The following is a 13,129-nucleotide window of genomic DNA, read 5'->3' as shown; positions in this document are numbered from 1 at the left end:
ATTTGTCTGTTGCTACCATCCAAAACGAACTTCAGTCGCCGAGCTTGCCTGATTGCGACCGCTGCAACAGCTTCATCAAGTCAGACGGTGAAGTGGCTTCGCTGGGATTGGACAGAATCCTTGAAATACTTTTGCGTGCCTCAGCATCAAGAACAGGCCCCGCAAAATGCTCCAGTTTTTCGATCAATTCCTGATCGGTGAGAGGCGCGTCATGGTTCCCCCGTGCGGCCTTGAAGTCGGAACCCAATTGGCTGCCATCTTTTAACGTCAGTGTCACACGTGCATAGCGCTCGGCCGGAAAGGCTGAATTGCATTTGTCGTCCTCTTCTAAGCTCACCATGTCGACGAGACGCCAGATTTCCGGTTGATCATAGTGGTCTGGCAACAAGTGATCAGGCTGGATCGTGCCAAATCGCATAACAAGTGCCACCGCAAGCGGCAGGCTGTACTGAGCAGCATCGCTGTCTTCGGGGCGACGTGTCGCCAGTTTTGTTGCTTCATAGAAGGTTGGCACCGTTATCTTTGTGATCTCGTCTCGCGGAATGTCATGGTCGCGCAGGACGGATAGGATCGCCTCGACCGGCGGATGTGCCCACCGGCAAACCGGGTAAGCTTTGAAATTACTTTCAAGGATCCGCCAGTTTGCGCTGAGGTCGCTCCAGATGGCGTCGACTTCGGCCGCCTCAACGGTCATGGCAGGTGCCCCCGTAACCGGTGGCGTAGCGCAGGTTGAGAGGATCGAACAGTACCGCCGCATCTATCTTGAACTGGGCCAGCAACTCGCGTGTTCGGTTCAACGCGCGGGAACTGCGGCACAATTCCGGGTCAGAAAATACAACTGGATTGAGACGGGTATGAGTGGCGGGGAGACAGGGATTCGAACCCTGGGGACGCTCTCACGCCCAACGGTTTTCAAGACCGCCGCATTCGACCACTCTGCCACCTCCCCGTCGAAAGCAGGGTCTAAGGCCAAGTTGAAACGGTGGCAAGTCAAAAGAGGGAAATCTTGCCGAAGCCCAAGCAGTGGTCTTTCCATGGCATCACGCGCGGGTTATGATCTGCTGGAAAGACCAAATAATGCCAGCAAAACAGAACTGGCAGATCGGCGTCGGGGCACGGCGAACCAAGCCCCTTCAGGCAAGGGAATACGCGATGAATCGAGCGACTGGGACACGCGCAAAACCGCTGGGATTTGCGGTTCTGGCTGTGACTTTGGGGTTACTGTCCGGCTGTGACGAGGCGTTGTTAAATTCCGGCGCTTCGCCGGATGGGGACACAAGCGCATCGGATAACGATGGGAAAGTCGAATTGCTACCGCAGGTTGCAAGCGGCTCGCAACGCGATGTCGAAGCCCCGGATGTCTTTGAAGTGACCGAAGCGGGTCTTTGGGATGGTCGTCCGTCACTGGGCGGAATATGGGTCGCACATCCAGACGCTGCACAACCTGAACGCGTTGTAATCAAGAACAAATCCAATAATAGGTCAGTGACAGGCGCCCTGTTTCGCCGCGAGCGCGATTTGCCGGGCCCAGCCCTGCAGGTTTCATCGGCGGCCGCTGAAAAACTTGGCCTTCTGGCTGGCGCGCCTACCAGCATCTACGTAGTGGCGCTACGGCGCGAAACAGTTGAAGAAGCGCCCGCGGAAACGGACGAGGCACCGGCAGAGGCCGCTTCGGAGGATCAGGCTGTCGCTGATGCGACCGAGGCTTCGGAAGAAACCAAGGAAGTTTCGGAAACCGCGGAAACGCAATCCGAAAAACCGGCAAAACGGAAGTGGTGGCAAAAGAAGGCCCCTGCCGCAGCCGCCACTGCCGGAGCAGCCGCGGCTGTCGCAACAGCCGAAACCGGGTCTGACGTTACCGCCGAAGCCACCGAAAGCACTGCGGATGCAGCGGTTCAGGCGGCTTCGACCCCCGGACTGTCCGACGCTCCGGTGCAGGCACCCACTGAAAAGCCCGCCAAACGAAAATGGTGGCAAAAGAAAGATCCTGACGAAATAACACAGACGCCTCTGGATCCGATTGCCGGTGCAGAAGCAGCGATTGATGCGGCGGAACCTACTCCGGTGGCCGCGACAACCGGCACTGCGAAGGTTTCGTCCTTGACCAAACCCTACATCCAGATCGGCACGTACAGCGTTGAAAAGAACGCCAACAGTGCGGCAGAAAAAATCCGGCGGAACGGAATGGCAGCCGAAGTTCGGGAACTGAAAACCGCTGAAAACACGGTTTGGCGCGTCCTGGTTGGCCCTGCCATGACCCGGTCGGAACGCAAAGCCCTGCTTGGCGATGTCCGGGACTTGGGGTTCACCGACGCGTTCACCACAAGCAACTAGAATCAAGGAGGGCCCCTACGTGCTATCCTCTCTGCGAACATCTGTCTTAACGCTTGGGCTTGCCGTACTGGCCCTGCCTGCAAGCGCCTATGATACGACCGCGCGTGCCGCTTATGTCATCGACCAGACGACAGGCACGGTTTTGCTTTCCAAGGAAGCCGACCTGCCGCTGCCACCGGCATCGATGTCCAAGCTGATGACGCTCTATGTTGCGTTTGAGGCGCTGCGGGACGGGCGCCTGACACTGGATGAAAAACTGCCGGTGTCGGAACACGCGATGAGCTATGGCGGCTCGACCATGTTCCTGAATACGCAGGACCGCGTGCGGGTCGAAGATCTGCTGCGCGGTATCATCGTTCTTTCTGGCAACGATGCTTGCGTCGTCATCGCCGAAGCGCTCAGCCCGGATGGAACCGAAGCCGGATTTGCCCGCTACATGACCCAACGCGCCAAGCAGATGGGCATGAACACGTCGAACTTCGCCAATTCCAACGGCTGGCCCGCCGCCGGGCATATGATGTCCGTACATGACCTTGCCGTTCTTGCGGACCGCCTCATTGCCGATTTTCCGGAATACTATCCTTTGTTCGCCGAAGAGGAATTTGAATTCGACGGCCGCGCACCTTCGAATGCACGCAACCGCAACCCGCTTCTGAAATTGGATATTGGCGCGGACGGGTTGAAAACCGGGCACACCCAGGAGGCGGGCTATGGTCTGGTCGGTTCGGCCAAGCAGGGTGATCGGCGTGTGATCTTTGTTCTGTCCGGCCTCGACAGCACGGCCCGCCGCGCAGAGGAGGCTGAGGCCGTGGTTAACTGGTCGTTTCGAAATTTTGTCGAGAGGACGGTTGCCAACCCGGAAACGCCGATAGCCGAAGCCAAATTGTGGATGGGCGCACAGAAGACGGTGGGATTGGTCCCCGAGGGCGATCTGACCCTGCTGTTCCCGGTTCTGGGCGATCAGGACGTGCAGGCCGAAGTGGTTTATGACGGCCCGATCAATGCGCCCGTCGCAAAGGGGCAGCAACTGGCGGAACTGGTGATCAAACCTGAAGGTCTGCCGGAATTCCGCCGCCCGCTGGTTGCATCCGAAAACGTGCCGCTCGGTGGCTTTGTGGTTCGCATGATGACAGTGGGCGGAATTGTTCTGAAGGACGTGATCAACGGCCCGCTGGGTGCAATGTGACGCGGCGCGGATTGTTTGTCACTTTTGAAGGGATTGACGGATCAGGCAAATCGACTCAGGCGCGCAAGCTTGCAGAACGCCTGCGCGAAGCTGGTCATGAGGTTGTCCTGACCCGCGAACCCGGCGGCTCAGCCGGGGCGGAAGAAATCCGGAAACTGGTGCTTGAAGGGGACCCCGACCGATGGTCGGCCGAAACTGAAATCCTGCTGTTCACAGCAGCCCGGCGCGATCATCTTGAGCGCACCATCGAACCCGCCTTGGCTGCGGGAAAGGTGGTGATCTGCGACCGTTTTGCCGACAGCACGCGCATGTATCAGGGCCTGTCCCGTGGCGATCTGCGGGGCCTGGTAGACCAATTGCACAGCTTGATGATCGGGCGCGAGCCGGATCTGACACTGCTGATCGACATGGACCCCAACACCGGCCTGTCTCGCGCCAAAGGGCGGCAGGGCACCGAAGAGCGGTTCGAAGATTTTGGCCCTGCCCTGCAACAACAGATGCGCGCGGGCTTTCTTGCGCTGGCGGATGAATATGCTACCCGTTTTCGCGTCGTGGATGGTAACCGAAACATGGACAGTGTCGCGCAGGATGTGACAGAAATCGTCATGCAAGCCTTGCCATAGACGAACGATGAGCGACGACATCACTTTACCGGATCAGGCGCCCGGTGCACCGCACCCGCGTGAAACAGCCCGCCTTTTTGGTCAGGACGAGGCTGAACAGGCCTTTCTGTCTGCCTATACTTCTGATCGTTTGCACCATGGCTGGTTGCTGACTGGTCCACATGGGGTTGGTAAGGCAACACTGGCGTGGCGTATCGCCCGGTTTTTGCTTGCATCACCGCCAGCAGATGATGGCGGGTTGTTTGGCGCCCCCCCTGCCCCGGAAACGCTGGATATCGACCCCGAACATCCTGTCGCGCATCGCATGCTGGCCGGAGCGGAACCCGGCCTTGCGACAATCACCCGGTCGCTGAACGATCAGGGTCGGCTGCGCAATGAGATCGTGGTCGACGACATCCGCAAACTCGGTCGGTTCTTTGGCCTGTCCTCTGCGGATGGCGGTCGGCGCGTGGTGATTGTGGATTCGGCGGATGAAATGAATGTCAGCGCGGCAAACGCGTTGCTGAAAATGCTGGAAGAGCCTCCGGCGCAGACAACGTTGCTTCTGGTTTCCCATCAGCCATCGCGGCTGCTGCCGACGATCCGGTCCCGATGCCGAACATTGCGCCTTTCTCCGTTGGGACCCGAAGACATGCAGGCGGCGCTGACGCAGACCGGGGCTGAACTGCCGGCACAACCCGACCATCTGGCGGCGCTGTCCGCAGGGTCGGTCGGGGATGCGGTCCGCCTGATCAATCTGGGCGGGCTGGAGATCTATGCCGAACTGATCGGCATTCTGGGCACACTGCCCCGGCTTGACCGGCAGCGCACCCTTGCTTTGGCCGAAGCCGCCGCACAACGGGGTGCGGCAGACCGGTTCGATCTGTTGCTGACCCTGATTGATTTGGCCCTGTCCCGACTGGCGCTGACCGGCGCAAAAGGCGAACCGCCAAGTCCCGAAGCTGCCCCGAATGAGGCGCAAACACTGTCGCGATTGTCAGGATCACCGCATCAGGCGCGGCAATGGTCCGAAGCCGCGGTAGTGATCACGGCACGTGCACGTCATGGACAGGCGGTGAACCTTGACCCTGCCGCTCTGGTCCTAGATACGGTGTTCAAGATACAGGAAACCGCCGGTCAGAGCAGATGAGCACCCACCCTACGATCACCGACAGCCATTGCCATCTGGATTTCCCCGATTTCGACGGGCAACTTGACGAAATCATTTCACGCGCTGCCGAAGCAGGCGTGACCCGCATGGTTACGATCTGTACCCGGCTGCGTAACGAGCACATCGTGCGCGCGATTGCTGAAGCACACGCACCGGTGTTTTACGCTGCGGGAACGCACCCCATGAGTGCGGCGGACGAACCCCTGGCAAGTGTCGACCAACTTGTCGCCCTCTCGCGCCATCCGAAATTCGTTGGCATCGGCGAAACCGGGCTCGATTATCATTACACCGCCGAAAGCGCCGAGATTCAGAAGAAGTCACTGCGTATTCATATCGAAGCCGCGCAGCGCACCAATCTGCCCCTGATCATCCACGCGCGCGCCGCAGATGACGACATGGCTCGGATCTTGTCCGAGGAATACCGCAATGCGCCCTATTCCTGCGTGATGCATTGCTTTTCTTCGTCCGCTGAACTGGCCAAGGCGGCGCTGGATTTGGGGTTCTATCTGTCGATGTCCGGCATCGCGGCATTTCCCAAAAGCCAGGAGTTGCGTGACATTTTCGCCAGCGCTCCGGTCGACCGTATTATGGTCGAAACCGATGCGCCCTATCTCGCTCCGCCGCCGTACAGGGGCAGGCGCAATGAACCGGCCTATACCGCCCACACCGCCCGCAAAGGTGCCGAGGTTTTCGGCATGGGCTACACCGAGTTCGCGGCGCGCACACAGGCCAATTTTGACCGTCTGTTCACCAAGGCGGCGACATCACAGGCGGCTGCATGACCGAACTGCGCTGCACCATCCTGGGCTGCGGATCGTCGGGTGGTGTGCCCCGGCTGGGCGGGCATTGGGGTGATTGCGACCCTGAAAACCCCAAGAATGTTCGCCGCCGCTGTTCCATGCTGGTCGAACGGGACGGCCCCGAGGGTACGACTTCGGTCCTTATCGATACTTCGCCGGATATGCGCAGCCAACTGCTGGATTCGGGAACCGGGCGGCTGGATGGCGTGGTCTATACCCATTCACACGCCGATCATGTGCACGGCATCGATGATTTGCGGATGATCGTGTTCAACATGCGCACCCGGGTTCCGGTATGGGCGGATGGCGACACGCAGAACGCCCTGCTGGGCCGGTTCGGGTATGCGTTCATTCAGCCCGAAGGCTCTCCTTACCCGCCTATTCTGGACCTCAAATCAATAGATGGCCCGTTCGAGGTGGACGGCCCCGGCGGCCCGATCCCGTTTCATCCGTTCAAGGTCAATCACGGCTCGATCGACTCGCTGGGGTTTCGATTGGGAAAACTGGCCTATCTACCTGATGTTGCAGAGATTTACGACGATGCATGGACCGACATGCTGGGTCTGGATTGCCTTGTTATCGACGCCTTGCGCCGGTCGCCGCATCCGACACATGCCCACCTGGAAAAGACCCTGGGCTGGATCAAAAAGCTGCAACCACAGCGCGCCATTCTGACCAACATGCATATCGATCTGGATTATGAAACGGTTGATACGGAAACCCCCGATCACATTACGCCTGCTTTTGACGGCATGGTGATCCGGCAGGCGCTCTAACCCTGTTACCGGCGCCTGCGATATCGCCCTTCGGGCCATCCCCGATCTCGCAGGCGGGACGCTAGAATGCTGCAAAGCCTGATCAACGTCATTCTGCCGGTCTTTCTGGTGATTGGTGCAGGCTATGCGTCGACCCGATTGGGTTACTTCAAGGAAATCCACATCGACGGGTTGATGAAGTTCACCCAAGGGTTTGCCATCCCCTGCCTGCTGTTTCTGGCAATTGCCCACCTTGACCTGAGCGCCAGCTTTGATCCCCGGTTGTTGGTCAGTTTCTATACCGCCGCCGCTTTGTGCTTTACGGCCGGACTTTTTGGCGCACGTCTGATCTTTGGCCGCAAGTGGGAGGATTGCGTCGCCATCGGGTTTTGCTGTCTGTTTTCGAACTCGGTGCTGTTGGGCCTGCCAATCACCGAGCGCGCATATGGCCCCGAGAACCTGACTGGCAACTACGCCATCATCGCGTTTCATTCGCCCTTCTGTTACGGGGTTGGCATCACGGTCATGGAGATCATCCGCAACCGTGGGAACGGTGGTGCGCATATGGCCCGGTCCGTTCTCACGGCCATGTTCCGCAACGCGCTGATTCTTGGGATTGCACTTGGCTTTGTGGTTAATCTGTCCGGGTTTGCCGTTCCGGCGGTCGTGGACGAGGCTTTGGGGCTGATCACCCGCGCCGCTCTGCCCGGCGCGCTTTTCGCTCTGGGCGGGGTGCTGGTAAAATACAAACCAGAAGGTGACTTTCGTACAATCGGTTTTGTCTGCTGCATTTCTCTGGCCCTGCATCCGGGGCTTGTCTGGCTGTTCGGCTCAGCGGTTGGCCTGCCGCAGGATCTGTTCCGCTCGGGCGTTCTGAATGCTGCGATGGCACCGGGCTTCAACGCGTATATCTTTGCAAACATGTATGGTCGCGCCAAACGTGTTGCCGCGTCGTCGGTTCTGATTGGCACCGCGGTTTCGATCCTGACAGTCTGGATGTGGCTGACCCTTTTAGGGTGATCCGGCATTGACAATCCGCACCCGGAAAACACCTATCGCGATATCACACAGGAGACCCGGCAATGCCTCATGCTCTTATCGTCGCTCATGGCCAACCATCGGACCCGCCCCCGGCCGAGGCCGCGCTCGCGGCGTTTGCTGATCAGGTCGACAGGCTGGCGCAAGGCGTCACGGTCCGATCGGCGACATTGGCCGCCCCGGGGGCATTGGAGTCGCGGTTGGCCGAGCTGCCTGAAGATGTTGCGATTTACCCCCTGTTCATGGCCAAAGGCTGGTTTGTAACGAGTGCCCTGCCGAGGCGGATCGGCGAGCGCAGTGCCCGTATTCTGGACCCTCTGGGCATTGATCCGGACTTGCCCGAACTGACCGCCAGGTCGCTGCTTGCGACGATGTCGGGGAAGAACTGGGAAACCAGCACGACGGATTTGGTGATTGCGGCCCATGGTTCCGGACGCAGCCGCAACCCTTCTGCCGTGACAAACAGTTTTGCTGATCAGTTGAGGGCGCATTTGCCCTTCCGCTCTGTCCGTGTTGGATTTGTCGAGGAACCGCCCTCTATTGCCGAATCCGCAACCGGACTGGGCGAACGTGCGCTGTGTCTTCCGTTTTTTGCCTGCACCGGTGGTCATGTTCTGCAGGACGTTCCAGAACAATTGCAGCAAGCCGGTTTCCAAGGTGTTACATTGCCCGTGATCGGAGAGCTGCCTGAAATTCAGTCTCATATCGCGGATGTTCTGACCCGCGAATGCGCCGCATGACAGGCCTGTTCAAAAAATCTGCACCGTTTCGGTTTCAACGCACATCTGCCGAACAACTGTTGTCCGATACAAAGCTAAAAAAGCCGAGTGACGCCTCAGCTATTGCGGTTTGGCCATGTGTTCGCATTGGGCCGCGTTGGCAAGGTCGGAATAAAGGTGATGACGGGACTTGCCGTTTCGCTTGGCCTCGTACAAGGCCTGATCAGCGGCATGCAGTATTTCGGCAGACTTGAGGATATCAAACTGTGTGGAAATCGCCGTTCCAATGCTGGCTGAAATCCGACAGGGGTTCTGATCGAAACTCATCGGCTCGCGAAGCCTGCCGATCAAACGGCCTGCAATCGCCGACAGCTTCTTTTCATCCGTCAGGTCCCTAAAAACAATAACAAACTCATCCCCACCCATTCTGACAACCGCATCATCGCTGCGTGTCTCTTCAACCATGATCCGCGCGGCCTCTTGCAGAACAAAGTCACCGGCCGCGTGTCCCAACTTGTCGTTCACGGACTTGAAGAAGTCCAGATCAAGGTGCATCAGGGCAAAATCGGTTTGCGTCGATGCCATCTGGCCCAGTATGTGATCCATCGCGCGACGGTTTTTCAGGCCGGTCAACGTATCGGTAAAGGCCTGTTCTTCCGCCGCCACCCTGGCGTCCTGAAGGCGCCGGTTCAACGATCGCGACGCCTCCATCGCTGCGGACTTGGCCTCGACCAAATAAAGAAGCTCAATCGCAAGTTCAGCACCGGAAAAATCTGCGCTGGTCAGCGCGTAGTCGCGAACAGCATCTAGGATCGAAATACCAAACGAAAGGTTGATCACCGCGCCACCTTGATCCGGCAGCGGGGTTATCAGCCCTTTCAAAGCCGTGCGTGGTTCATCGTGAAACCGCAGGTGCAGCTTTGCACCCGCCATGGACATCAGAACGGGAACGGTCGACACGGTCCGGGGGCGGACCAATTCAAACAAGTCTAGAAAATTCTGCCCGGCCATTGCGCGTTCCGGCCGGAACTTTTGCAGCGTCGGTCCGACCTGAACAATCCGCCCGTCATTGTCCAACAACAAGAACATCGGGCAAAGAGTTTCAAGCAAGACGCCCAGACCCCGCACATCCATCATGGTCTTCGCGCCCCAAGTTCAAATTGACGCCCTTCGGCAAAGGAACTCTCCACCAGGGCAATTGTAATGACATCAGCGTCCCCCTGTACGCCGTCATGGGACAGTATCACCAAAGCGCCGTAGTCATCCGCCATGGCTCGCAAAACTCCGACCATGACACTGGAGTATCCCGGCAAGCCCGGAAAACAGTGCAACTGGTATTCAGCGCCGGACAGTTCACGCAATTCAAGCGCGGGCAGAGACAGGTCGGATACCGCCAGCCTGACCCGGTCGGACAAGTCGTCCAGGGAATGCAGAAACTCCACGTACGTCACGCCGCCAAAACGCAGCAGGCGCCGCAACCCTTCGGTATTCGGATGCGAGACAAGATATGTCCCAAGATCTTCAAGCATTTCGGCACGCGTGCGGTTCCGATCGGCGCACAGCGCATCCAAAACCCGCAGCGGCGTGCCCGTATCATAGACAAGCATCGCTTCGAACTCGACAAACCCGAGTTCAGCCGCCGCGGCAACGCGCAGCCAGCATGCCTGCCCATAGGTCGCGCATACGAAGGACTGTACCGCCCGGTTGATCAGACCATGCATCAATTGCCCCGGATTGATTTCGCGTTCAATCTGGCCAGATAATCCTTAACAAATACCCAATACCCGCTGCGAAACCGGAAATAGTGCAGCCATTCGAATTCCTAGAAATCCGTGGGCGCGCCACCTTCAGATTTACGCCGCGCGACAAAGTCGGCCAATTCTTCGCGAATGCCCTCATCCAATGCAGGTGGTTCAAAGCTTGTGATGATTTCCTTGAACATGTGATGCGCGCGCTCGGCTGTCCAGATGCCACCGGCCGCCGCCCAGCCTTCATAGTTCTTCCAATCACTCAGAAACGGCTGGTAGAACGCGGTCGAGTACCGGTCCTGTGTGTGCTGGATACCAAAGAAATGCCCGTCGTTACCAACCGCCCTGATCGCATCCAGCGCGATCTCGTCCGGCCCTGTGGCGCTGATTTCTGGCTGCATATATCTTTGGATCTGCTGCAGAATCTCGCAATCCATGATGAATTTTTCAGGGCTCGCGATAAGGCCGCCCTCAAGCCAGCCTGCAGCATGGTAGACCATGTTCGTTCCCGACTGCACCGCCGCCCACAGCGAGTTCGATGTCTCCCATATCGCCTGCCCATCCGGGACGTTTGCAGCACAAACACCTGATGAGCGCATCGGCAGTCCGTAGAAACGTGCCATCTGCCCGGTCATTTGCGTCGACCGCATGTACTCCGGCGTCCCGAAGGCCGGAGCGCCGGACTTCATGTCTACATTTGAGGTGAAGGTTCCGATCACACAGGGAATACCAGGACGTACATACTGAAACAACGCAATGGCACACAGTGCTTCGGCCAGCGACTGCGCGACTGCCCCGGCCATGGTCACGGGCGCCATGGCCCCCGCCAGGGTAAATGGCGTTACCACAATCGCCTGCCCCCGACGGGCCAGTCGCAGACAGCCATCAATCATCGGGAAATCGTGCTTGAGAGGTGATGTCGAGTTGATGTTGGTGTACATCCGCGGCTTCGACTCGAACTCCTCATGGCTGAGGCCGCTGGCGATGCGCACCATTTCCATGACATCTTCCACGCGCTCCTTACCCAGCGAATAGGCGTGCATGGCCTTGTCGGTCAGGGTCAGCTTGTCATACAGCACGTCCAGATGTCGCACACTGGCGTGAATATCCACCGGCTCGACCGGATAGCCGCCAGCAAAATGGATACAGTTGAAGTACTGCGTCAGCTTCAGCAGGTTCCGGCACATCTCGCGATTCCCCGAAACCTTGGTGCCGATCTCCATATCCCAGTAGTTCGGCGGCGAAGAGACGTTCCCGAACAGCATGGTCTTGCCGCCGACTTCGATCGTTTTGTCCGGGTTTCTAGGCGTGATGGTAAAGCTTGACGGCGCTTTGGCGATCATTTCCATGACAAAGTCGCGCCCCATGCGCACATTGTCACCGTTGATGGTACATCCTGCTTCGCGCAGAATGCCCAGCGCCTCCTTGTTGTAGAACTCGATACCGATCTCTTCGAGTATTCGCATCGCGCCCTCGTGGATCGCCTCGATCCCGGCCTGATCCAGCGGCTCGGTGGGTCTGTCGATATTGACGGGTGGGTTCCACGGCATCTGATCGATGACTGCGCTGCCCCGGCGAGCTGCGGCTCCCGAACGTCCACCACTTCTGCGTCTGCGCGTATTGCTGTCGGCCATTTGTTCCTCCGAGGCTTTTTATCAAAAAGCCCCGAAGTCTGGAACATGGCCGCTCTGTCTGCGACAGGTTGTGTCGGTTTCTTATTCCAAACCGCCGAAATCCGCTCAGATCGACCGATTTTCCGCCAGCCAAGCAGGAATATGTCCGATATCCGGCAATACAACATCGGCCATCGGCGCGAGCGTTTCAGGGCCTGCAAGACCGGTCAAAACCCCGATGGTGGTCATGCCGGCGGCGCGGCCTGCCTGCAGGTCATGCAGGCTGTCGCCAACCATGACCACATTCGCCGGGTCCACACACACTTGTGCGGCAAAAGCCAGCAACTGGCCCGGTCCCGGTTTGCAGCCGTGGCCGCTGTCATATCCCGCGACAAAGTCGAAATGATCCCGGATTCCAACGGATGACAAATGCTCCAGCGCGGGTCTTTCACTGTCATTGGTGGCAACGCCCAGCTTGAAGCCGGCTTCCCGTAGCTGTTCCAGAAAAGGCACAAGCGGAACGGCCGGTGCCTGTGGGGCCGCGGCGGATTCCTCGTCGATCAACTCGATCAGGGCCTCGCAGGTCATCTCGGGCAAATAGGGAAGAAGCGCTTCTGCAATTTCCACAACGCTTGCGGCAATTACGATGCTGTCATCCGAATAGGCCCCCTTCTCGGGATCAAACCCGATCACCAGCGCAAGTTCCTCCGCTTTTGATTTGTCACCCGATGACAGACGCAGCAGCAGACTGCGCCCAAATGTGCCCCAGGTGTTTGCAAAGTCAAACAAGGTACCGTCCTTGTCGAACACGATGGCGTTTATTGGCATTGGGGCTCCTGCAAAAAAGTCGTCTCAGGTCCAGTGAACATCGGCTTCGCCGGACAACGCGGCGCGCGCCTGACCCGGCAAGTCATAAGGGACCGAATTGGCATCACAAAAAGCGATCACCCACGAATCGTCAAGCATCAGAAACTCAAGAACCGACGCCATGAAATCCGGCTCGCCAGCGCGGGCGCGCAGATCGCCGACCGATGCACCGGTCGAACCCAGAAACACCGGTAGAAGTTCCTCGTTACCGACAAGCCAGGTCAGCACATTCAGCGCCAGAGTTTCCGCCGAATTGCCGGAGATTGCCATATTCAAGCCTCGGATCAGAACTTGGA

The 13,129-nt window shown here is 58.4% G+C and carries 15 protein-coding genes and 1 tRNA gene; 8 read left to right on the top strand and 8 right to left on the bottom strand.

The genetic code is table 11. From position 1 onward, the window contains the following. Positions 1-31: 31 nt before the first annotated feature. The 3 genes from ACR3EQ_RS00980 to ACR3EQ_RS00970 all read right to left on the bottom strand — a co-directional run bounded on the left by ACR3EQ_RS00980 (position 32) and on the right by ACR3EQ_RS00970 (position 949). On the bottom strand, positions 32-694 hold the full coding sequence (locus ACR3EQ_RS00980) for an MmgE/PrpD family protein (protein WP_480489576.1): 663 nt from the start codon (positions 692-694) through the stop codon (positions 32-34). Then, positions 684-797: an aminopeptidase P family N-terminal domain-containing protein gene (locus tag ACR3EQ_RS00975; protein ID WP_170615429.1), complete on the bottom strand. Its 114-nt coding sequence runs from the start codon at positions 795-797 to the stop codon at positions 684-686. Before ACR3EQ_RS00975 ends, ACR3EQ_RS00980 begins: the two co-directional genes overlap by 11 nt. Before the next feature lie 62 nt (positions 798-859). Beyond that, positions 860-949: transfer RNA gene (locus tag ACR3EQ_RS00970), tRNA-Ser, on the bottom strand. Between the two features lie 203 nt (positions 950-1,152). Here ACR3EQ_RS00970 and ACR3EQ_RS00965 point away from each other — a divergent pair. The 8 genes from ACR3EQ_RS00965 to ACR3EQ_RS00930 all read left to right on the top strand — a co-directional run bounded on the left by ACR3EQ_RS00965 (position 1,153) and on the right by ACR3EQ_RS00930 (position 8,626). After that, positions 1,153-2,334 (top strand): SPOR domain-containing protein, encoded by a 1,182-nt coding sequence (locus tag ACR3EQ_RS00965; protein ID WP_170615427.1) that lies wholly within the window; start codon positions 1,153-1,155, stop codon positions 2,332-2,334. 19 nt (positions 2,335-2,353) lie between these two features. Beyond that, the gene (locus ACR3EQ_RS00960; protein ID WP_480489575.1) at positions 2,354-3,520 is read left to right on the top strand and encodes a D-alanyl-D-alanine carboxypeptidase family protein; all 1,167 of its coding nucleotides are present in this window, start codon (positions 2,354-2,356) and stop codon (positions 3,518-3,520) included. Continuing rightward, positions 3,517-4,143 carry a dTMP kinase gene (tmk, locus tag ACR3EQ_RS00955; RefSeq protein WP_170615423.1) on the top strand — a complete coding sequence of 209 codons (627 nt, stop codon included), beginning with the start codon at positions 3,517-3,519 and terminating at the stop codon, positions 4,141-4,143. The genes ACR3EQ_RS00960 and tmk overlap by 4 nt, the downstream gene beginning before the upstream one ends. A gap of 7 nt (positions 4,144-4,150) precedes the next feature. Next, positions 4,151-5,272: a DNA polymerase III subunit delta' gene (locus tag ACR3EQ_RS00950; protein ID WP_480489574.1), complete on the top strand. Its 1,122-nt coding sequence runs from the start codon at positions 4,151-4,153 to the stop codon at positions 5,270-5,272. Continuing rightward, complete coding sequence (locus ACR3EQ_RS00945) at positions 5,269-6,075, top strand: TatD family hydrolase (protein ID WP_170615419.1); 807 nt, start codon at positions 5,269-5,271, stop codon at positions 6,073-6,075. The genes ACR3EQ_RS00950 and ACR3EQ_RS00945 overlap by 4 nt, the downstream gene beginning before the upstream one ends. After that, the gene (locus tag ACR3EQ_RS00940) at positions 6,072-6,869 is read left to right on the top strand and encodes an MBL fold metallo-hydrolase (protein ID WP_170615417.1); all 798 of its coding nucleotides are present in this window, start codon (positions 6,072-6,074) and stop codon (positions 6,867-6,869) included. Before ACR3EQ_RS00945 ends, ACR3EQ_RS00940 begins: the two co-directional genes overlap by 4 nt. 66 nt (positions 6,870-6,935) lie before the next feature. Continuing rightward, on the top strand, positions 6,936-7,868 hold the full coding sequence (locus ACR3EQ_RS00935) for an AEC family transporter (RefSeq protein WP_170615415.1): 933 nt from the start codon (positions 6,936-6,938) through the stop codon (positions 7,866-7,868). A 62-nt stretch (positions 7,869-7,930) separates the two neighbouring features. Continuing rightward, positions 7,931-8,626 (top strand): CbiX/SirB N-terminal domain-containing protein, encoded by a 696-nt coding sequence (locus tag ACR3EQ_RS00930; protein WP_170615413.1) that lies wholly within the window; start codon positions 7,931-7,933, stop codon positions 8,624-8,626. 99 nt (positions 8,627-8,725) lie between these two features. On the opposite strand, the gene ACR3EQ_RS00925 is transcribed toward ACR3EQ_RS00930, so the two are convergent. The 5 genes from ACR3EQ_RS00925 to ACR3EQ_RS00905 form a co-directional block, all read right to left on the bottom strand. Continuing rightward, positions 8,726-9,742 carry a GGDEF domain-containing protein gene (locus ACR3EQ_RS00925; RefSeq protein ID WP_170615411.1) on the bottom strand — a complete coding sequence of 339 codons (1,017 nt, stop codon included), beginning with the start codon at positions 9,740-9,742 and terminating at the stop codon, positions 8,726-8,728. Next, entirely contained in the window at positions 9,739-10,326 is a 588-nt protein-coding gene (locus ACR3EQ_RS00920; RefSeq protein WP_480489573.1) for a heme NO-binding domain-containing protein, read from the bottom strand. The genes ACR3EQ_RS00925 and ACR3EQ_RS00920 overlap by 4 nt, the downstream gene beginning before the upstream one ends. Positions 10,327-10,427: 101 nt before the next feature. Then, positions 10,428-11,987 (bottom strand): trimethylamine methyltransferase family protein, encoded by a 1,560-nt coding sequence (locus tag ACR3EQ_RS00915; RefSeq protein ID WP_170615407.1) that lies wholly within the window; start codon positions 11,985-11,987, stop codon positions 10,428-10,430. A gap of 105 nt (positions 11,988-12,092) precedes the next feature. After that, positions 12,093-12,794, bottom strand: a complete 702-nt coding sequence (locus ACR3EQ_RS00910; protein ID WP_170615405.1) for an HAD family hydrolase — start codon at positions 12,792-12,794, stop codon at positions 12,093-12,095. Positions 12,795-12,818: 24 nt separating this feature from the next. Continuing rightward, entirely contained in the window at positions 12,819-13,103 is a 285-nt protein-coding gene (locus ACR3EQ_RS00905) for a DUF3572 domain-containing protein (protein ID WP_170615403.1), read from the bottom strand. Positions 13,104-13,129: the final 26 nt, after the last annotated feature.

It is taken from the genome of Ruegeria sp. AN11, from assembly GCF_056536005.1.
Note: the sequence above shows the minus strand (reverse complement) of the source record. Positions and strands in the feature narration are given on the sequence as shown.